The 19,791-nt window shown below is 71.1% G+C and carries 19 protein-coding genes; 6 read left to right on the forward strand and 13 right to left on the reverse strand.

What is annotated here, in order from left to right:
* Positions 1-9 precede the first annotated feature (9 nt).
* Positions 10-1,398: a HAMP domain-containing sensor histidine kinase gene (locus BM237_RS13660; RefSeq protein ID WP_093849872.1), complete on the forward strand. Its 1,389-nt coding sequence runs from the start codon at positions 10-12 to the stop codon at positions 1,396-1,398.
* Positions 1,399-1,535: 137 nt separating this feature from the next.
* Entirely contained in the window at positions 1,536-1,748 is a 213-nt protein-coding gene (locus tag BM237_RS13665; RefSeq protein ID WP_093849873.1) for a hypothetical protein, read from the forward strand.
* A 194-nt stretch (positions 1,749-1,942) separates the two neighbouring features.
* Here BM237_RS13665 and BM237_RS13670 read toward each other — a convergent pair whose 3' ends face one another.
* The 4 genes from BM237_RS13670 to BM237_RS13685 form a co-directional block, all read right to left on the reverse strand.
* On the reverse strand, positions 1,943-3,400 hold the full coding sequence (locus BM237_RS13670; RefSeq protein ID WP_093849874.1) for a GH1 family beta-glucosidase: 1,458 nt from the start codon (positions 3,398-3,400) through the stop codon (positions 1,943-1,945).
* A 72-nt stretch (positions 3,401-3,472) separates the two neighbouring features.
* Positions 3,473-4,405 carry a carbohydrate ABC transporter permease gene (locus BM237_RS13675; protein ID WP_425443697.1) on the reverse strand — a complete coding sequence of 311 codons (933 nt, stop codon included), beginning with the start codon at positions 4,403-4,405 and terminating at the stop codon, positions 3,473-3,475.
* On the reverse strand, positions 4,402-5,418 hold the full coding sequence (locus BM237_RS13680) for a carbohydrate ABC transporter permease (RefSeq protein WP_245793607.1): 1,017 nt from the start codon (positions 5,416-5,418) through the stop codon (positions 4,402-4,404). Before BM237_RS13680 ends, BM237_RS13675 begins: the two co-directional genes overlap by 4 nt.
* A 28-nt stretch (positions 5,419-5,446) precedes the next feature.
* Positions 5,447-6,730: an ABC transporter substrate-binding protein gene (locus BM237_RS13685; RefSeq protein ID WP_093850029.1), complete on the reverse strand. Its 1,284-nt coding sequence runs from the start codon at positions 6,728-6,730 to the stop codon at positions 5,447-5,449.
* A 337-nt stretch (positions 6,731-7,067) separates the two neighbouring features.
* Here BM237_RS13685 and BM237_RS13690 point away from each other — a divergent pair, with 337 nt between their 5' ends.
* A complete protein-coding gene (locus tag BM237_RS13690; protein ID WP_093849876.1) occupies positions 7,068-8,105 on the forward strand; it encodes a LacI family DNA-binding transcriptional regulator in 1,038 nt (345 codons plus the stop codon).
* A 142-nt stretch (positions 8,106-8,247) separates the two neighbouring features.
* Here the strand turns inward: BM237_RS13690 and BM237_RS13695 are convergent, their stop codons facing one another.
* The gene (locus BM237_RS13695) at positions 8,248-10,011 is read right to left on the reverse strand and encodes a glycoside hydrolase family 6 protein (RefSeq protein ID WP_093849877.1); all 1,764 of its coding nucleotides are present in this window, start codon (positions 10,009-10,011) and stop codon (positions 8,248-8,250) included.
* Positions 10,012-10,624: 613 nt separating this feature from the next.
* Here BM237_RS13695 and BM237_RS13700 point away from each other — a divergent pair.
* Both BM237_RS13700 and BM237_RS13705 read left to right on the forward strand, forming a co-directional pair.
* A complete protein-coding gene (locus BM237_RS13700; protein ID WP_093849878.1) occupies positions 10,625-13,585 on the forward strand; it encodes a glycoside hydrolase family 48 protein in 2,961 nt (986 codons plus the stop codon).
* A gap of 561 nt (positions 13,586-14,146) precedes the next feature.
* Positions 14,147-14,743, forward strand: coding sequence for a M23 family metallopeptidase (locus BM237_RS13705; protein WP_093849879.1), 597 nt, complete (start codon positions 14,147-14,149; stop codon positions 14,741-14,743).
* Between the two features lie 576 nt (positions 14,744-15,319).
* Here the strand turns inward: BM237_RS13705 and BM237_RS13710 are convergent.
* The 4 genes from BM237_RS13710 to BM237_RS13725 form a co-directional block, all read right to left on the reverse strand.
* Positions 15,320-15,538 carry a hypothetical protein gene (locus tag BM237_RS13710; protein ID WP_139238100.1) on the reverse strand — a complete coding sequence of 73 codons (219 nt, stop codon included), beginning with the start codon at positions 15,536-15,538 and terminating at the stop codon, positions 15,320-15,322.
* 102 nt (positions 15,539-15,640) lie between these two features.
* Positions 15,641-15,838 carry a hypothetical protein gene (locus tag BM237_RS13715; protein WP_093849881.1) on the reverse strand — a complete coding sequence of 66 codons (198 nt, stop codon included), beginning with the start codon at positions 15,836-15,838 and terminating at the stop codon, positions 15,641-15,643.
* On the reverse strand, positions 15,835-16,344 hold the full coding sequence (locus tag BM237_RS13720; protein WP_093849882.1) for a hypothetical protein: 510 nt from the start codon (positions 16,342-16,344) through the stop codon (positions 15,835-15,837). Before BM237_RS13720 ends, BM237_RS13715 begins: the two co-directional genes overlap by 4 nt.
* The gene (locus tag BM237_RS13725; RefSeq protein ID WP_093849883.1) at positions 16,341-16,679 is read right to left on the reverse strand and encodes a DUF6415 family natural product biosynthesis protein; all 339 of its coding nucleotides are present in this window, start codon (positions 16,677-16,679) and stop codon (positions 16,341-16,343) included. Before BM237_RS13725 ends, BM237_RS13720 begins: the two co-directional genes overlap by 4 nt.
* 126 nt (positions 16,680-16,805) lie before the next feature.
* On the opposite strand from BM237_RS13725, the gene BM237_RS13730 reads away from it, so the two are divergent.
* Complete coding sequence (locus tag BM237_RS13730; RefSeq protein ID WP_093849884.1) at positions 16,806-17,555, forward strand: GntR family transcriptional regulator; 750 nt, start codon at positions 16,806-16,808, stop codon at positions 17,553-17,555.
* A 145-nt stretch (positions 17,556-17,700) separates the two neighbouring features.
* Here BM237_RS13730 and BM237_RS13735 read toward each other — a convergent pair whose 3' ends face one another.
* From BM237_RS13735 to BM237_RS13750, 4 genes are read right to left on the reverse strand one after another with little or no spacing between them, the layout of a single operon-like run.
* Complete coding sequence (locus tag BM237_RS13735; protein WP_139238101.1) at positions 17,701-18,069, reverse strand: hypothetical protein; 369 nt, start codon at positions 18,067-18,069, stop codon at positions 17,701-17,703.
* Positions 18,059-18,493: a hypothetical protein gene (locus tag BM237_RS13740; protein ID WP_093849886.1), complete on the reverse strand. Its 435-nt coding sequence runs from the start codon at positions 18,491-18,493 to the stop codon at positions 18,059-18,061. The genes BM237_RS13735 and BM237_RS13740 overlap by 11 nt, the downstream gene beginning before the upstream one ends.
* Positions 18,493-18,765 (reverse strand): holin, encoded by a 273-nt coding sequence (locus tag BM237_RS13745; RefSeq protein WP_093849887.1) that lies wholly within the window; start codon positions 18,763-18,765, stop codon positions 18,493-18,495. The genes BM237_RS13740 and BM237_RS13745 overlap by 1 nt, the downstream gene beginning before the upstream one ends.
* Before the next feature lie 40 nt (positions 18,766-18,805).
* Entirely contained in the window at positions 18,806-19,738 is a 933-nt protein-coding gene (locus tag BM237_RS13750; RefSeq protein WP_093849888.1) for a LysM peptidoglycan-binding domain-containing protein, read from the reverse strand.
* Between the last annotated feature and the right edge of the window lie 53 nt (positions 19,739-19,791).

Raw genomic sequence — 19,791 nt, forward strand, 5'->3', positions numbered from 1 at the left:
GAGGAGCCCATGAGACGGGCGCTGGTCAAGGTGTGCATCGCCGTGACCGCGATGGTCGTGGTGGCCTTCGCCGTACCCCTGGCGCTGGTGGTCAAGGAGATGGCCCGCGACCGGGCCTTCACGGGCGCCGAGCGGCTGGCCGCCTCCGTCACCCATCTGCTCGCCGCCACCGGCGGCGACCGGGGACCGCTCCAGCGCGGACTGGCCAGCATGCCGGCGCAGGCCGCCGGGCGGATCGCCGTGTACGCGCCCCCGGGCCGGGAGGACGGGAGCGCCGAGATCGGTGAACGCCGCCTGGACGAGGGGAGGCTGAAGGCCACAGCCCCACTGGAGGGGGCCGCCGTCGTACCCGTCGAGGGCGGCTTCGTGCTGCTCCAGCCGGTCACCACCGAACGGTCCGCCGTCGTCGAGGTGTTCGTGCCCGAGGAGGAGGTCACGGGCGGTGTCACCACCGCCTGGCTCGTTCTGGCCGGCACCGGCCTCGCGCTCGTCGTGGCGTCCGTCGTCATCGCCGACCGGCTCGGCACCCGTATGGTGGGCGCCGCCGAGCGGCTGGCCGGGGCCGCCAGGGAACTGGGCACGGGACGGCTGGCGGTGCGGGTCCCGGTGGAGGGGCCCGCCGAACTGCGCCTGGCCGCGGCGGCGTTCAACTCCATGGCCGATCAGGTCGCTCAACTGCTCGCCAACGAGAGGGAGCTGGCCGCCGACCTGTCCCACCGGCTGCGCACCCCCCTGACCGTGCTCCGCCTCAACACCGCCTCGCTCGGCGCCGGCGACGCCGCCGAGCAGACGCGCGCGGCCGTCGCGCAGCTGGAGCGGGAGGTGGACCACATCATCCGCACCGCGCGCGAGCAGCGGACCCAGCCGCCGGACGCGCCGGGCGGCGGCGCCTTCTGCGACGCCTGTGAGGTGATCCGGGAGCGGATGGACTTCTGGTCCGCGCTCGCCGAGGACGAGGGCCGCGACGCGGAGCTGGCCGGGGTCGGGGAGCCGGTGCGCGTCCCCGTGGCCCGCGCCGACCTCGCCGCCGCCCTCGACGCGCTGCTCGGCAACGTCTTCCGCCACACTCCGGAGGGCACCGCCTTCGCCGTGGACGTCCACCGCTCGGCCGCCGGCGACTCGGTGATCGTGCTGGTCTCCGACGCGGGCCCCGGCATCGACGACCCCGACGCGGCGCTGCGCCGCGGCCACGGCGACGGCGGGCCCGGTTCCACGGGCCTGGGCCTGGACATCGTGCGGCGGGTGGCGGAGTCCACCGGCGGCGACGTGCGGATCGGGCGCTCGGTGCTCGGCGGGACGGAGGTACGGCTCCTGCTGTCCTCGGACGGAGGGCCCGCCGCCGGGGCGAGCCGCCGGCGCGGACACAGAGTGCGACGGGGCGTGCGCCGAAAGTGGTGATTCCTCAGCCGTTCCGTAGACCGGCCTTAAGGGAGCCATAAGTTCCCGGACGCCCGCCCGGAACGGGTGGTTCGCCGGGACCGGCCTCGCTAGCGTGCTCCCTGTCCACGTTCCCCCTGGATCGAGGCAGGAGTGCGATGAGGAGCATCGCCGCACAGTGGCGCCGCCCGGGCGGGCGGCGGCAGCCGATCGCCGACGCGGCCGTGGCGGCGATCGTGGCGGCCGGCGGGCTGGTCCTGGCCGGTACGGCCACGGCGGAGCCGGGCCCCGCGCCGGCCGCCGCGGCCACCGCGGAATCGTCCGCCGCGGCCGACGGAGCGCGGGAGAGCGCCGAGCCGCCTCCCCGCTGAGTCCTCCCGCCCCGGCCCCGCCGGTCCCCCCCGGCCGGTGGGGAGCCGGCCCCCGTGAACCAGCCACCCCCCACGACAGGCGGGGCGCAGCGGTCTCCACCCCCCACGCCCGCTGCGCCCCGCCCGGTCCGGCCGGTGCGTTCCGGTCTGCCCCGGTCAGGCCCTCCGGTCAGACCGCCCGGCCGCCGGGTGCCTCAGTCGGCCACCGGGTCTCCCACCGTGTCCAGCGCGTCCACCGCGTCCAGCGCCCCGGGCGCGGGCAGTTCACCGGTCCGGGCGACCTCGGCGTACCAGCGGGCGCTGGACTTGGGGACGCGCTCCAGGGACTCGAAGTCCACGTACACCGTGCCGAAGCGCTTGCTGTAGCCGTACGCCCACTCGAAGTTGTCCAGCAGGGACCACAGGAAGTAGCCGCGCACGTCGGCGCCGTCGGCGATCGCCCGCCGGACGGTGTCCAGGTGGCCGCGGAGGTAGGCGATGCGGTCGGGGTCGTGGACGGTGCCGTCGGGGGACGGCTTGTCGTCGCAGGCCATGCCGTTCTCGGTGATGTAGAGCGGGATGCCGCCGGTCTCGCGGTGGTAGCGCATGAGCAGGTCGTGCAGACCGGTGGGGTCGATCGTCCAGCCCATGTCGGTGGTCTCGCCCGGGGTCTGGTGGAAGGCGATGTCCTCCGCGGCCGGCCAGGGGGACTGCTCGCCGCCGCCGTGCCCGTCCCGGCGCGGCAGCTTCCGGTCGGCGGAGGCCGAGACCAGGGTGGGGGTGTAGTAGTTGATGCCCAGCGCGTCCAGCGGCTGGTGGATGTCCGCCAGGTCGCCGTCCTTGACGAAGCTCCAGTCCGTCAGGCGCGAGGTGTCCTGGATCAGGTCCTCGTCGTACACCCCGCGCAGCATCGGGCCGTCGAAGATCCGGTTGGCCAGGGCGTCGATGCGCCGCCTGGCGTCCAGGTCGTCGGGGTCGTCGGTGAGGGCCCGGACGGCGGCCGGGTTGATGCTGACGCCGATCTGCGCGCGGCCGGGGAGGGCGGCGCGCAGGGCCTGGGTGCCCAGTCCGTGGGCGAGGTTGAGGTGGTGGGCGGCGCGCAGTACGTCGGCGTGGTCGGTGCGGCCGGGGGCGTGGACGCCCGAACCGTAGCCGAGGTAGGCCGAGCACCAGGGCTCGTTGAGGGTGGTCCAGTGCTCCACGCGGTCGCCGAGCGCGCCGGCGACCAGGGAGGCGTACTCGGCGAACCGCTCGGCGGTGGCGCGCTCCGGCCAGCCGCCGGCGTCCTCCAGTTCCTGGGGCAGGTCCCAGTGGTACAGCGTGATCCAGGGGGTGATGCCCTTGGCCAGCAGTTCGTCGACCAGCGAGCGGTAGAAGTCCAGGCCGCGCTGGACGGCGGGGCCGCGGCCGGTGGGCTGGACGCGGGACCAGGAGATGGAGAAGCGGTAGGCGTTGAGGTTGAGGTCCGCCATGAGCCGCACGTCGTCGCGCCAGCGGTGGTAGTGGTCCACGGCGACGTCGCCGGTGTCGCCTCCGAGCACCTTGCCGGGGGTGCGGCAGAAGGTGTCCCAGATGGACGGCGTGCGCCCGTCCTCGGCGGCGGCGCCCTCGACCTGGTAGGCGGAGGTGGCCGAGCCGAACAGGAAGTTGGCGGGGAAGGAGGATTGGCTCATATGGGAGCGCTCCCATCAAAGGTTGTACGGAAGGGGATGACGTGGGGGGCTGAGAGACGGGAGGGCTGCCGGTCAGCCCTTGACCGCCCCCTGCATGATGCCGCCGACGATCTGCTTGCCGAAGACGGTCAGGATCAGCAGCAGCGGCAGGGTGCCCAGCAGCGCGCCGGCCATGATCACCGACTGGTCGGGTATGTAACCCCGGCCCAGACCGGTCAGGGCGACCTGGACGGTCGGGTTCTGCTGGGTCAGCGCGATGATCGGCCAGAAGAAGTCGTTCCAGGCCATCACGAAGGTCAGCATGCCGAGCACGGCCATCGCGGGCCGGGCGGCGGGGAAGACCACGTGCCACACGATGCGCAGACTGCTCGCGCCGTCCACCCGCGCGGCCTCGATCAGCTCGGTCGGCAGCGCCTCCAGCAGGTACTGCCGCATGAAGAACACGCCGAAGGCGCTGACGAAGGTCGGCAGGATGACGGCCTGGAGCTGGTTGGTCCACTCCAGCTCGGCGATCGCCATGAACAGCGGCACCACGCTGAGCTGCGGCGGCACCATCATGGTGCCGATCGTCAGCATCAGCAGCAGGTTCCGGAAGCGGAACCGCAGCTTGGCGAACGCGAACCCGGCGATCGTGCCGAACAGCACGGTGCCGACCGCGATGGACCCCGCGACGATGGTGGTGTTGAACAGCGCCAGGCCCATGTTGGCGTCGGTCCAGGCGATCTGCAGGTTCTTGAAGAGGTTGCCGCCGAACCAGAAGGGCGGCGGCATCTCCGCGAGCCGGGTGTTGTTCCGGGACGCGGCCACGGCCGTCCAGAACAGCGGGAAGAGCGCGATCGCGGTGACGAGGAACAGCACCGCGTACGTCAGCTTGCCGCCGTGCAGCGTGCCGCCGGCGCCGCCGGCCCGCCCCCGCATGCGGCCGCGGCCGGTGCGGTGGTCCGCCCCGCCGGGCTCGGGCGCCGTCCGAGGGGACGTGGCGCGGTCGGAGTCCAGCACGCTCATGAGCGCCTCCTCGCGGTCTTGCGGCCCAGCTCCCGCTTCTGCATGCCGCGCGAGATCAGCCAGTTGACCAGCGCGATCAGCACCAGGATCAGGAACATCATCCAGGCGATGGCCGAGGCCCGGCCCAGGTGCAGGTTGACCCAGCCCTGCTCGTACAGGTACAGGCCCAGGGTCTGGTACTGGTGGGCCGGACCGCCGTTCGCACCGCCGCCGGGGTTGAACAGCAGGGGCTCGCCGAACAGCTGTGTCGCGCCGATCGTCGAGACGACGACCGTGAACAGGATCGTCGGCCGCAGCGCGGGGATGGTGACGTGGACGAACTGCTGCCAGCGCGAGGCGCCGTCCAGCGCCGCCGACTCGTACAGGTCCTTGGGCACCGCCTGCATGGCAGCGAGGTAGATGAGGGTGTTGTAGCCGGTCCAGCGCCAGATCACGATCGCGGAGATCGCGAAATGGGAGGTCATGCCCTCGTGCCAGTTGACGGGGTCGAACCCGACGAAGCCCAGGAACCAGTTGATCATGCCGTAGTCACGGCCGAAGAGCACGACGAAGACGAGGGTCGCCGCGGCCACCGAGGTGGCGTAGGGGGCCAGCATGGCCACGCGGTAGAACGTGGCGCCGCGCAGCTTGTAGTTCAGCAGGTGGGCCAGCCCGAGCGCGATCAGCAGCTGGGGCACGGTGGAGATGATCCCGATGCTGAAGGTGTTGCGCAGGGCGTTCCAGAAGAAGTCGTCCTCGAGCAGCCGGGTGAAGTTGTGCAGCCCGGCCCACTCCATGTCGGTGGGGGCCGTCAGCGACACCTTGTGCAGGGACGCCCAGCCCGTGTAGAGCAGCGGGAAGAGGCTGAAGGCCCCGAAGAAGAGGAAGAACGGGGCGACGAAGCCGTAGGGGCTCCACTTCACGTCCCGCTGGTACCAGCGGCTGCGGCGTGCCCGCCGCCGGTCCTCGCGGGAGGAGGGGACATGTTTGTGGCGCGGGGCCGCGCCCCCCTGCTTGACGGGGGGCGCGGACACCGGCGAACCGGTAGTGGTCACTTGTCGATCACTCGTCCAGGGCGTTGTCGACTGCCTTGGTGGCCTCTTCCCAGGCCTTGTCGGAGGACAGACCGCTGCGCTCCATCTGCAGAAGGCCGCTGCGGGTGATGTTCTCCTGGATGACCTGGTCCTTCGGGCCGATCACCTGGGTCGGGATGCCCTCGGCCGCCTTGGAGAAGATCTCACCGATGGGGGCGTCCGAGAAGTACTCGTGCGTGGCCTCGGCGACCTCGGGGGTCTCGTACGACTTCGGGGCGCTGGGGAAGCTGCCGCGCTCGGCGAAGAGCTTGGCCTGCTGGGTGGGGGCGGTCAGCCAGGCGGCGAGCTTGATCGCCTCCTCCTTGTTCTTGCTGCTCTCGGGCACCCCGAGGAAGGAGCCGCCCCAGTTGCCGGCCTTGGGCGCGGGAGCGACATCCCACTTGTCCTCGGCCTTCTCGCCGCCCTTGTCCTGGATGTAGCCGAGCATCCAGGCGGGGCAGGAGAGCGTGGCGAAGGTGCCGTTGTTCATGGCCTTGTTCCACGAGTCCGTGAACAGCTCGTGCTTGTCGGTCATGTCCTCGGAGGCGGCCTCCGCGGCGACGTCCCAGGCCTCCTTGACGTCGGGGTTGGTCTTGTAGACGACCTCGCCCTGCTCGTCGTAGTAGCGGGTGGCGCTGGAGGAGATGGCCGCGTTGTACAGACCGCTGGCGGAGTCGACCCACTTGACGCCCTTGGGGGCGCTGTCCATGAACTTCTTGCCGGTGTCGAGGTACTTCTGCCAGTCGCCCTCCCACAGCTTCCCGACCTCGTCGCGGTCGGTGGGCAGGCCGGCGGCCTCGAAGTGGTCCTTGCGGTAGCAGATGGCCATCGGGCCGATGTCGGTGCCCAGGCCGATGGTCTTGCCGTCGGCGGTGGTGGCCTGGTTCCACTTCCAGTCGAAGTAGTCGTCCTTGGAGACGCCGCCGGCCTTGGACAGGTCGGTGAACTTGTCCGCCTGGGTCTGGACGACCTCGGCGATGTTCGCCACCTCGATGCCCTGGATGTCGGCGAGGCCGCTGTTGCTGGCGAGGCGGGTGAGCAGCTGCGGGTAGTAGTTCTCGTTCCGCTCGACGACGCTCTGCTCGATCTTGACCTTCGGGTTGAGCTTCTCGTACTCCTTGTAGAGCCCGGCCTCCTGGAAGCCGAAGGTGCCGAAGAGGCCGACGGTGATGACGGTCTTGCCCTTGCTGTCGGTTCCCCCGGCCTTGTCGCCCGAGTCGTCGTCGCTCGCGCATCCGGCGAGCAGGCTCGTGCCGATCGCCGCGGCGGCCATGAGGGCCACGGCTCGGCGGGTGGTGCGGGTCTTGCGCACTGCGTCCTCCTAGCGCCCTGACGTTTCACTCCCGGCCGTGGAAGGGTGTGGGGGACCGCGGTGACGGATGGTGCTGCGGCTCGGGCGGGAACGTGCGGGTTCTGTATGGGTCAAGTCCTTTGGGAGCGCTCCCAGACGTGATGAGTTGAAGAGTCGCGGTTCCCTGGCGCGGGTGTCAAGGGAATGGACACACTGACCCGGCGCAGTTATCCGGCTGTTAGCTTCGGTGGCTGATCGATACTGGTGCAAGGGCCGACCGGCCCTTGCGGTCGAGCCCGTACACGCTGGGGAGGCGGTCATGACAGTGAGCGGAAGGCGGGGCCAACGGCCCACTCTGGAGCAGGTCGCCGCCTACGCGGGGGTGGGCCGCGGTACTGTCTCCCGGGTGATCAACGGCGCCGCCAACGTCAGCGACCAGACGCGTACCGCCGTCCAGCAGGCGATCGCCGAACTGGGCTATGTGCCCAACCGGGCCGCCCGGGCGCTGGCCGCGGGCAGCACCGACGCGATCGCGCTGGTCATTCCCGAGGCCGAGACCAGACTGTTCGCCGAGCCCTACTTCTCCGGCATCATCCGCGGCGTCAGCACCGAGCTCGCCGACACCGACATGCAGCTGTTGCTGACCCTGATCCGCAACCCCAAGGAACGCGACCGCTTCGCCCAGTACGTCGCCGCCCACCGGGTGGACGGTGTGCTGCTGGTGTCCGTGCACGCCGACGACCCCCTGCCCGACCTGCTGGAACGCATCGAGATGCCCGCCGTCCTCAGCGGCCGCCGCAGCGGCGACGAACCGGTGCCGTACGTGGACTGCGACAACACCGGCGGTGCCCAGACCGCCGTGGAGCATCTGATCGGCCGCGGCCGGCGCGCGGTGGCCACCATCACCGGGCCGCTGGACATGTACGTCGCCCAGTGCCGTCTTGAGGGGTACCGCCACGCGCTGCGCACCGCGGGCCTGGAGGAGGACGAACGGCTGGTGGCCGTCGGCGACTTCACCGAGGAGGGCGGCCGCCGCGCCGTGCGGGAACTGCTGTCGCGGCGGCCCGACCTGGACGCCGTCTTCTGTGCCTCCGACGTGATGGCCGCGGGCGTCCGCGCCGTGCTGCGCGAGTCCGGCCGCCGGGTGCCCGAGGACGTGGCCCTGGTCGGCTTCGACGACTCGGCCGTCGCCCGTCACATGGACCCGCCGCTGACCAGCGTGCGGCAGCCGCTGGAGGAGATGGGCCGGTCGATGGCCCGGGTGCTGCTGGAGCAGATCGAGGGCCGCAAGGCGGGCCGGGACGACCGCTCCAGCCGGGTGCTGCCGACCGAGCTGATCCGCCGCGCGTCCTCCTGACCCCCGACGGTCCCCGGCCGGTCACGCGGACGCGGCGCTCACGCGGACGCGGCGCTCACGCGGACACGGCGAAGGGGCCGGCCGGCGTACCGACCGGCCCCCTTTCGAGCCGTCCTACCGCTGTACGGTGATCAACCGGTGATCAGTCGATCGGCGGGTAGGCGTTGCGCAGCAGCTCCTCGAACTGGGCCTGGAACCAGTGGCCGGAGACCGGTGCGTCGGGCAGGGCACCGGAGGGGCTGTTGCCGTTGCGGACGTTGCCCTCGTAGCTGGGGTCGCACATCTCGTCGGCGCGCTTGCCCTCGTCGTTCTGGATGTCCTCGCTGGCGCCGTCCGACTCACCCGGGGGCTTGATCCACGCGTAGGCGTCGATACCGGAGGCAGGCGAGGCCTGCGGCCGCTCACCGAGGCCGGCGCCGGCCTGGTTGCACCAGTTGCCGGTGTGGATCCGGCCGTCGATGCGGCTGCCCTCGACATAGGAGTTGACATCGGTCTTGGCCGCGGGACCGCTGGGACGGTCCGGACCGCCCCAGCCGTTGCGGGAGGTGTCGATGATCACGCCGACGTCGGAGTTGAAGCCGACCCGGACGGCTTCCTCACGGAAGGCCTGGGCGTAGGACTGCTCGTCCACGTAGCGGTTCCAGTCGACCCAGTCGGACTGGCGGACCGAGGTGCCGTTCACCGAGTCGCCGATGTTGAAGTACGGCTCGACGAGCGCACCGTAGTTGGCGACGTTGGCGGCGAAGCCGGCGACGTCGTTGACCGTGGCGCCCGCGGTGTTGGCGGCCTCGTAGAGCAGTTCGGCGGTGGGGGTGAAGTTGTTGTCCCAGCCGAGCCAGCCGTGGTGGCCGATGTCGATGTAGTTGTAGACGTTGTCGAACTGGCCGAGCGTGGCCAGGGCGTAGCCGACGCCCTCGACGTAGTTGCCGTTGGCCAGCATCTCGTCGCAGTTCTCGGTGGCCGTCTCACGGCTGCCCACGTTGGTGATCAGGTTCGGCAGCGAGTCGATCTCGACGATGTTGATGATCCGCAGGTCGGCGTACTTCGGGTCGCCGACGATCTCCGCGATCGGGTCGATGAACTCGTTCTTGTACCGGTCGATCTCGTCCGGGCCGAGCTCACCCTGGGAGGCGAGCGCGGAGCAGTCGCGGCCGGGCAGGTTGTAGGTGACCATCTGGAGCGCGTCGGCGCCCTGCTCCAGGGCGGTGTCGAGGTGGTCGCGCAGGCCCATGGTGTTCTCGCCGGCGGAGCCCGACTCGATGGCGGAGATGCGGTCCAGCCACACGGCGGTCGGCTCGTCGGCGATCGCCGCGCCGCCGCTCTCGGCGGCCTGCTCGGACCAGTCCGGGTTCACGTAGAGCTGGGCGCCCTCGTACGGGTTGTCGACGCGGTCGCCCGGGTCACCGGGGTCGCCCGGGTCGCCGGGGTCATCCGGGTCGTCCGGGTCATCGGGGTCGCCCGGGTCGCCGCCGTCCACGTTGCAGGTGGTGCCGTTCAGCGTGAACGTGTCGGGCACCGGGTTCGAGCCGGAGTAGGTCCCGTTGAAACCGAAGTTCGCGGAACCGCCCGAGGACAGGGTGGAGCTCCACGTGGGGGCGGTGGCGGTCACGTGCGCACCGCTCTGGGACAAGGTGGCGTTCCAGCCGGATCCGGCCTGCTGGTTGCCCGCATAGTCCCACTCCACCTTCCAGTTGCTCACGGCGGAGGCGGCGTTGTTGGTCACGGTGACCGAGGCGGTGAAGCCGTTGCCCCAGTCGTTGGCGACCTGGTAGTCCACGGTGCAGACGGGTGCCGCCACGGCGGTCCCCTGCATCATGCCGCCCGCGCCGAGCGCGCCGGTTATCAGCGCGCCGGCGGCGAGCAGCGCCGTCCGGCGCCCGCGCGCCGGTTTTCTGGTGCCTGTCATGCGATCTCTTCCTCTTCCTTCCGGTGTTCTCCGGATGACGACGGAGCCCAGCTCCGCATCGGGGGTGCGGTCGTGTCACGGGTGCGAGTCCCGGACGGAGGGGTCTTCCGCCGCGGTGGGGAACGACCGCCGTTGCGGCACGGAGCGAGGTCCCGCTCCGCTCCCGCCTCCGGGCACGGCCTCCCGGAGCGTGCTCCGGTATCGGTGCCGGGGAAGGACGGGGGGCGTCGTGAAGGGGTGAGCCGGCCGGTGTGGCCGTGAAGGCGCGCCGCGGCGGGCGCCGCGGTGCCGGATAACGCCCGAGGGCGCGGTGGGGGGTACATGAAGCGGCTCCTGGTCGGTCGAACGCGCCGTCCCTGGCGCACGACTGTGGAAGCGCTCCCACTGGTTGAAGGAGAACGTAGCGCCAACTTCCGATTGTGGCCAGAGTGCGTTCAGTAATTGGCGGATCGAATTCCTTCGACAGGGTCTTCTTGTTCGGAGTCTTGACAGGTGTCATGTCCGCGTTGACGCTTGGGAGCGCTCCCACTGGTTTCAGTTCCTCCACACGTCCCTGTCAGGCACGGTCCAGGCACAGTTCTTCCCCACCGAGCTGCGAGGAGAGAACCCCCGCATGAGCGCGTTACCAGTCACGGGCGTACCGCCCAGGCCTCCCAGAGGCAGAACCAGGAAGCTGCTGGTGGCAGCAGCCGTCGCGATCTCCCTCCCACTGGGGCTGACCTCGGCCCTGAGCGGGACGGCCCAGGCCGCCGCCCTCCAGTGCAGCGTGGACTACACGAAGAACGACTGGGGCTCCGGCTTCACCGCGAACGTCACCATCACCAACCGGGGCTCCGAGGCCATCGAGGACTGGACCCTGACATACGACTACAGCGGCAACCAGCAGCTCCAGCAGGGCTGGAACGGCCGGTGGTCGCAGTCCGGCAGGACCGTCACGGTCCAGAACCCGACCTACAGCACGAGCATCGGCGCCGGCGCGGCCGTCACCGCCGGCGCCAACTTCAGCTACAGCGGCACCAACACCGACCCGACCTCGTTCTCGGTCAACGGCACCCGCTGCGGCGGCAACCTCTCCGCCCCCACCGCCACTTTGACCAGCCCAGGAGCGGGCGCGGTCTTCTCCGCGGGCGCCACCATCGCGCTGGCGGCCGACGCGCGGGCGACGGAGTCCGGGGCCACCATCGAGAAGGTCGAGTTCTACAGCGACACCGAGCTGCTGGGCACCGACACCACGGCGCCCTACTCCTTCGACTGGGAGGACGTCCCGGCCGGCAACTACTCGATCTACGCCGTCGCCCACGACTCCAACGGGATGTCGAGCGAGTCCACCCCCGTCGGTGTCGAGGTGACCGACGGCCCCGCCGTGGTCGTCACCCCGGCCCAGCTCGGCGTGCGCCAGGGGGAGACCGCCCGGTTCGCCGTCAGGCTCTCCGAGCAGCCGTCCGAGACCGTGACGGCGACGGTGGAGCGCACCGGCGGGAACACCGGTCTGTCCGTGGCCGACGGCGCCTCGCTCACCTTCACGCCCGCCGACTGGGACACCCCCCAGGAGGTGACCGTCGCCGCCGACGAGACCGGCACCGGAGCGGCGACCTTCACCGTCAGCGCCCCCGGCCACGACGCGGCCGAGGTGACGGTCACCCAGCTGTCCGGCTCCGGTGACGGGGGCGAGTACGAGGACCGCTTCCTGGAGCTCTACAACAAGATCTTCGACCCGGCCAACGGGTACTTCTCGCCGGAGGGCATCCCCTACCACTCCGTCGAGACGCTGATGGTCGAGGCCCCCGACCACGGTCACGAGACGACCTCCGAGGCCTACAGCTACCTCATCTGGCTGCAGGCCATGTACGGCAAGGTCACCGAGGACTGGGACCCGTTCAACGAGTCGTGGCAGATCATGGAGGACTACATGATCCCCACGGCCGACGACCAGCCGACCAACAGCTTCTACGACCCCTCCAGCCCGGCCACCTACGCGGCCGAGCACCCGACCCCCGAGGACTACCCGTCGGCGATCGACGGCAACGTCCCCGTAGGCGTGGACCCGATCGCGGGCGAGCTGCGCAGCGCCTACGGCACCGACGAGATCTACGGCATGCACTGGCTGCAGGACGTGGACAACGTCTACGGCTACGGCAACGAGCCCGGCAGCGTCTGCCAGGGCGGGCCGGAGTCGGACGCGCCGTCGTACATCAACACCTTCCAGCGCGGCTCGCAGGAGTCGGTGTGGGAGACCGTCCCGCAGCCCACCTGCGACGACTTCACCTTCGGCGGTGAGAACGGGTACCTCGACCTGTTCATGGACGACGACGGCTACGCCGAGCAGTGGAAGTTCACCAACGCCCCCGACGCCGACGCCCGCGCCATCCAGGCCGCCTACTGGGCCGAGATGTGGGCCGAGGAGCAGGGGAAGAAGTCCGAGATCTCCGCGACCCTGTCCAAGGCCGCGAAGATGGGCGACTACCTGCGCTACGCCTTCTTCGACAAGTACTTCAAGAAGATCGGCGACTGCACCGGTCCCACCTCCTGCCCCGCCGGCACCGGCAAGGACAGCGCGCACTACCTGCTGTCCTGGTACTACGCCTGGGGCGGCGCCACCGACACCAGCGCCGGCTGGGCCTGGCGGATCGGCAGCAGCCACAACCACTTCGGCTACCAGAACCCGATGACGGCCCACGCCCTGACCACCGTCCCGGAGCTGAAGCCCAAGGGCTCCACCGCGGTGTCGGACTGGGAGAAGAGCCTCCAGCGCCAGGTCGAGTTCTACCGCTGGCTGCAGTCCGACGAGGGCGGCATCGCGGGCGGCGCGACCAACAGCTGGGAGGGCGACTACGGCACCCCGCCGGCCGGCACCCCCACCTTCTACGGCATGTTCTACGACGAGAAGCCCGTCTACCACGACCCGCCGTCCAACCAGTGGTTCGGCATGCAGGCCTGGTCGATGGAGCGCGTCGCCGAGCTCTACCACGAGACCGGCAACGCCACGGCCGAGGAGGTCCTGGACAAGTGGGTCCCGTGGGTCCTGTCCGAGGTGACCGTCAACCCCGACGGCAACTACCAGATCCCGTCGACGCTCCAGTGGTCGGGCAAGCCCGACACCTGGGACCCCGACAACCCCGGTGACAACTCGGACCTGCACGTGACGGTCCGCGACTACTCCACCGACGTCGGCGTCACCGCGGCCCTGGCCAAGACCCTGATGTACTACGCCGCCAAGTCCGGCGACGAGGAGGCCAGGAGCACCGCCAAGGCGCTGATGGACGCCATGTGGGACCACCACCAGGACGCCATGGGCATCGCGGTGGAGGAGACCCGGACCGACTTCGAGCGGTTCGAGAACCCGGTGTACGTCCCCGAGGGCTGGACCGGCACCATGCCCAACGGCGACCGGATCGACTCCGACTCCACCTTCCTGTCGATCCGCTCCTTCTACAGGGACGATCCGCAGTTCAACAAGGTGGAGAGCTACCTGAACGGCGGCGAGGCGCCGACGTTCACCTACCACCGCTTCTGGGCCCAGGCGGACGCCGCTCTCGCCCTGGCCACCTACGCGGACCTCTTCGGCGAGGAGTAGCGGCCGAGGGGGATGAAGCCGGCCCCCCGGTCCGGTCTGGTCGACGGCGGCCGCACCGGGGGGCTTCCAACCCACACCACCGGCGGCACCGGTACGAGCGGTGCCGCCGGCCGGTGACGAGCCGGAGCGGTGGTCCGTCCGTCCCCGCCTCTCCACCGCCCGGCCGCACCACCCGGCGGCCGCGGCCGTCCCGTACCGGCACCCGGGATCACCCTCGGTGCCGGCACCCGGGACGGCCGCGGCCGCTTCCGTCGTCTCCCGTCACCTCCCGGCCCGTCGGGGCCGGGAGGTGACCGCGTGCCAGACGAGCCGTCGCGGGCGCCCCGCCGCGGCGCCCGTGACGGCGCCCGCCGGGTGGTTTAGTCCATTCACCTGTACGGGGATTGTCGCCCGACGGACTGTCCGGGACCGCAACCGGGCCCGTGGACAGGCGGGTTCACGCGCCCGGACCCGGACGGTGCTACGCCGTTCGGCGGCCCCGGGCGCGGTCGCGAAGATGCGAGAAGGCTCCGGCTGACGTGTCCTCACATCTATGGCACCGCCGAATGGGAGGTCGAAGCGATGGCTGGACAGGGTGGACGCCGGCAGTGGACGCCGGACCGGCGCGGACTGGTGCTGCGCGGTGCGGCGCTGGCGGCGCTGGGAAGCGTCCCGTTCCTGGCGGGAAGGACAGGGGGAGCCGGGGGAGGGCGGCCGGGAGGCGACGCCGCCCCGGTGGCCTTCTCGGCCGGGCAGGAGACGGCTTCGGGGCGCTGGTCCCGGCCGGTGATGGGGGACTACCGGGTCTCGGCCGCCTACGGCATCCCCGGGAACTGGCAGGCGGGCCATCACACGGGCATCGACTTCGCGATGCCCGTCGGCACCCCCGTCTACGCGATCGGCGCCGGCTCCGTGGTCTTCGCCGGGGAGGCCGGCGCCTACGGGAAGGCGGTGACGGTCAGGATGGACGACGGCTACTACGCCCTCTACGCCCATCTGTCGCGGATTTCGGTGAACGGCGGGGAGCGGGTGAAGGCGGGCAGCCCGGTGGGCAGCTCGGGGGCCACGGGCCGGGTCACCGGCCCCCACCTCCACTTCGAGGTGCGCAGCAAACGCGGCTACGGCTCGGACGTCGACCCCGTCGCCTATCTCGCCCGGCGCGGGGTGCGGTTGCTGTGACCCCCACCACGCCCCGGTGCGTGGGCCGGTCGTGTTCCCCGCGGCCCGGCGGACGATCAAGGCCCGGCCTGCTTCCGCAGACCGGGCCTTGATCGTTCAGGGTGAGTAACGGGACTCGAACCCGATCCTTGACCCCGTTTTGACCTGCGGCGACGCTGAAAACCCGGACAAACTAACCCGATCGGATCAGCCTCAGTCACGCTGAGCCATCCCCAGCCAGCCTCAGACGGTGCTGCTGTTCCCATGGGAACACCCTCGGGAACACCTCCCCAGCAGCCCCACCGGGTGAGTAGGAAAACCCCCAACCGCAGCACTACGCCCCGGCTGATCAGGCCGGGGCGCTAGTGAGGCCGCTCGCGGTTGTCTGAGGGGCCGTGCCGCCGCGAGAGGATGGTGCGTGGGGGGTGGCGCAGCGGCACGGGTACCCCAGATGCCTTGCTGTATGACAACTTTCCCGAGAAAACTTCGAGCACCTACGAGAACGGCCCGACGATCAGGACGTGTGGCCGCAGTTGGGGCACACGAACACGCCGCCCCGCAGGTTCATCATCACGCCGCAGTTCGGGCAGGACAGCCCTACTGGCTGGACGGGCTCGGGCACCGGCCGGCGCAGACAGCCGCGACCTTGATGGTGCCGTCCTTCTCCTCCGTGGCCTCCGCCGTGGTGGGCCCTCCGCATTCCGGGCATCGCCGCTCGACCCGCTCGCGGTCGATCTGCTGCGCGATGCGCCGCAGCGCGCTCTCCGGCATGGGCATGTGTTGCCACCTCCGCACCTCCTGTGTGATCTGAGTCACTTGATGATTGTGCCCGCCCAGTACGGCGTCGTTCACCATGCCGGGCGGGCGCCCACCGCCGACCCTCGACCTGTCCAGGGCTGACCGGCCGGTAGTGGAGTCTCATGCGGGCGTGTCGAGCCGGTACCGGTCATCGACGTACCGGGCCGCCCGCGCCTCGATCCGCGCTATGCACTCCGCACAGCCATACAGCGGCGCGATAGCGGCCGCGGTGTGCACCGGCCCCAGCCACAGCACCGGCACCCCCTCCCGCTCGCAGCCCAACCAGCAGCCGCCGACCGTCCACTGAGCCCCGCTCACCGCGCCACCGCCGCCACCCCGGGCACGCGCCCGGCGCCGTCGGCGACCCGGCACGACCCGACCCGTATCCGCCCGGCCCTCGCCGCGGCGTCGACGTACCGATCGACTGCGGCATGGTGGGCGCGCGGCGGCAGCGGGTCGAGGCCTACCGCGAGCAGGACCCGCCCGAGCGCACCGATCGTGTGAGCCCAGTGCCCGCTGAACGGCAGCCGCAGCGCCGTCTCGCACCCGTCCAGGTGCAGCAGCACCCGGGCCCGGTCATGGACGGTCAGCCGCTCCCCGACGTCCGGCACGCGGGCCGCCGGGGTATCGAGGGCGAGGGCGGCCGCGGTGGCGAGCATCCGCTGCTCGACCGCCTGCGGGTCGCCGTTCCGTGTGGGCGGGTGGGTGAGCAGCAGCACCGAGTAGACGCGGCTGTCGGGGGTGTGGTCGAGCCAGGTGTGCGCCGCCAGCGACGCGAGCAGTCCCGGGGTGAGCACGGACGGGGCGGGGAGGCGGGCCGTCACGGCTGCCTCCCGGGGGCGAGGACCCGCAGCAGCCACCGGCAGTCGAGGGCCAGCAGCAGCACGTGTCGGCGGGCGGACCGCAGGGTGTCGCCGAGCCCGTAGGCGAGTTGCCCAGCTGCGGTGTTGAGGCGGGCGTAGGCGACGGTTCCGGCGCGGGCACGGGCGGGGGGCAGCATCAGGTTGATGTGTCCGCGCAGCAGCGCTTCGAGTTCCGCGAGGTCGCTGTATCGGGTGGTGTGGTCGGCGGCGAGGGCGCGGTCAATGGTGCGCTGGATGGTGTCGGTGTCCAGCGGGCAGGGGCGGCGCGGTAAGGCGCGGCGGGGTGGCTCTTTCATGGCAGCGGCGCTCACGTCGCGTTGTCACCTCTCTACGGCGCGTTGTGTGCTAGCTCACGGTAGAGATTGAGCTAGTTCACCGCAAGAGGTTGAGTGAGCTAGCTCACCGATGGGACGCTATGGCCCATGACCCGCCCCACACTGCCCAGCACCCGCATCGCCGAGCTGTACCGACAGCGCATCAGAGACGGCGAACTCGCCCCCGGCGACCGCCTCCCGACGATCCGTGAACTCGTCGACGAACACGGCGTCGCATCCGCCACCGTCCGCAGCGCCCTGTCGTGGCTACGCGTCGAGGGCTACATCGTCACCACCCAACGCGGCAGCTTCGTCGCCGACACCGCCACGAACACCGCCACCCCACGCGACCGCCTCGACCGCATACAGCGCAGCGGCAGCGTCCTCGCCACCGGCGAGACGAAACAGGTCACCGCCGCCGAACTGATCGTGCCCCCGCTGTACGTCGCCGAGCTGTTCGACGTCGACCCCGGCTCGCAGGTCGTGCGCCGCGAGTACGTCGTCGGCGCCGGCGCGCAGCGGTTGATGCTCGCGGTCGACTGGTACCCCGCCTCGTTCGCGGACTCGGTGCCGGATCTGCTGTCGACCGTGCCGGGGCAGCGGACCGCCACGCACCCGGGCGGCGGGAACGACCTGATGCAGCAGATCGAGCGGACGACCGGCCGCCGGGTGCTGTACGGGCGGGACAGCATGCACGCCCGGGTCGCTGACCACCGTGAGGCGGGGCATCTGGGGGTGCCGGTCGGCGCGTCGATCCTCGCGGGCGCGCACGAGTGGTCGGACGATGAGGGCGTGATCTGTTATGGCGAGTGGTGCCTGCCGCAGCGGATCACGATCGGGTACGAGTATCGCGTCTGACCTGCCTGTAGGCATGACGAAAGCGCCCCCGCCCGGCCCGAAGGCCAGACGGGGGCGCACTCACGTTCGAGAGTGAATCAGCGGGCGGCGGGCACCTGAGACGACAGTCCGGGCCGGCCCTCTATCCCAGGGCCGGGCCGGACGCCTACAAGCCCACGTCGTGCAGGTACGGCCGCACCTCATCCGGCACCGGCTCAGGCGGCGCAGGCGGCTCTATCCGCGCCTGCCGCATACACGTCACCAGCGACCGCAGCCAGCCACGCAGATACCGGATCGCCACATCCTGCGCAGCAACCCGCTCCCGCTGCCGCGCAGCCTCCGTTTTCTGCTCCGCGAGCTCGTCCTTCACCTCTTTCAAGCTGGTGCGCAGCTCTCCCACGATGGTGGTGAAGTCGTCGCGGCGCTGCTGCCCGCGGGGCTGTCTGCGGCCGATGACGGCGGTGGCGATGCCGCCCCCGGCGGTGACCACGGCCACCGCCAGGGCCGACAACGCGGTCAGCATTTCAGTGCTCACGCGGTGGCTCCGATCGTGCACGGGGTGGCTCGTCCCAGCCGATAGCCACCAGGCACACGGCTCCGAACGCGCCGAATATCAAGGCAGGCGCCCAGCCGCGCGGATGGTCACCCAGCGGCCACCACGCGGCGAGGTACCCCAGCGCCCACGGGGCGGTCACCGCCCACACCGCCACGAACCCGGGCCAGTCACGCGGCTGCGGCAGCCACGCGCACACCAGCGCGCACACTCCGGCCGTGATCCACGCCCACGCCCACACGTCCAGCGGCAGCCACCGCAGCAGCAGCGTCGGGCCGGACTGTGCGTCGAGCGGCGCAACGAGCTGGCTGTAGCCGTACAAGGCGGCGATCGTTCCCTTGAGGGTGAGGAACGCGCCGCGGCGGCCCAGCGCGCGCATCGGCCGCCGGACCGCCGCGCACGGCATCAGACCGCCCCGGGGCCCGGGGTGACCGTCGACCCGTGCGACGGGCCCGCCTTGACCGTCGTCTCGGTCAGCCCCGGCCCCTCCGGACCGCCGGACGTGGCGACCGCGGTGAGCACCGCCAGGACGGCAGCGAGTCCACCGACCGACAGAGCGCCGCCCCAGTCGACATCGACGATCCCGAGCCCGTCCGCGGACGCGACGCCGAGCGTGCCCTGCGCGAAGGTGCGCACGGCCCGCTCGAACGCGGCCTTCCAGAATGCTCCGGTGAACATGTGGGTTCCCTTCCGTTGTGCGAGCAACTGCTCGCGGGGGTCACTTGGCCGGGATCTTGAGCTTCTGCCCCGGCGACAGCTCGTCGGCGTCCTTGACGCCCGACAGCGTCGCGATCTCCCGGTACCGGCGGCCGTCCCCGAGCCGGTCCGCCGCGATGCTCCAGAGGGTGTCGCCGCGCTTCACCTCGTACGAGGTCGTCGCCGCAGCCGGCGTCTTGAGCTTCTGGCCCGGCTCGATGTGGCTGGGGTCGGCGAGGCTGTTGAGGTCGACGAGGACCGGCACGGTCGTGCCGTGCGCGAGGGCGATCGCCCACAGGGTGTCCCCGCGCTGCACGGTGTACGTGCCCGTCGCCGACTTCGAGTCGCCGCCGGTGTCGGGCTTGATGCCGAGCCGCTTCGCGACCCGCCCCCGCATGCTCGCCATCGTGAAGCCGCGCGGGTCGACCTTGCCGGGCTGCCACTCCAGATGCCCGATCACCGACTTCTCGTTCCAGCGGTGCGCCCGGCAGATCGCCGCGCTCACACGCTCGATCGCGTCGAGCTGCGCCGCCGGCCACGGGTCGCGGCCGTCGCCGAGGTTCTCGCACTCGAAGCCGTAGAAGTGCCGGTTGCCGTCGGTGTTCGCCTCGTTGTCCGCCGGCAGCGACCGCTCGGCGATGACCGCGCGCAGCACGTCGTCGTCACCGGCGCCGGCGTGGTTGGCGCGGCCGTAGCCGACGATGTACACGACGCCGTTCTTCCCGATCACTCCGTGGCACAGCGGCCCGGGCAGGGTCATGTAGCCGCGGCGGCACAGGTCGACGGTCCGCTGCGTGCCGGTGGTGACGGTGTGGTGGATCATCACGCCGTGCACCGGGCCCCAGGGGCCTTTGTGGTTGCGGTTGTGGCGCGGCGGGTTGCCGACGACCTCGACCTTCAGGCCCTCGTCGCGCAACGCGCGGATGAACTTCTCGTAGGACAGTGGATCGGCCATGGGCGAGCCCTCCCTTGGGGCATGAGAAAACGCCCCGGCCCGAGCGGCAGCGG

The organism is Streptomyces mangrovi (assembly GCF_900114215.1).
Classification (GTDB): Bacteria; Actinomycetota; Actinomycetes; order Streptomycetales; family Streptomycetaceae; genus Streptomyces; species Streptomyces barkulensis.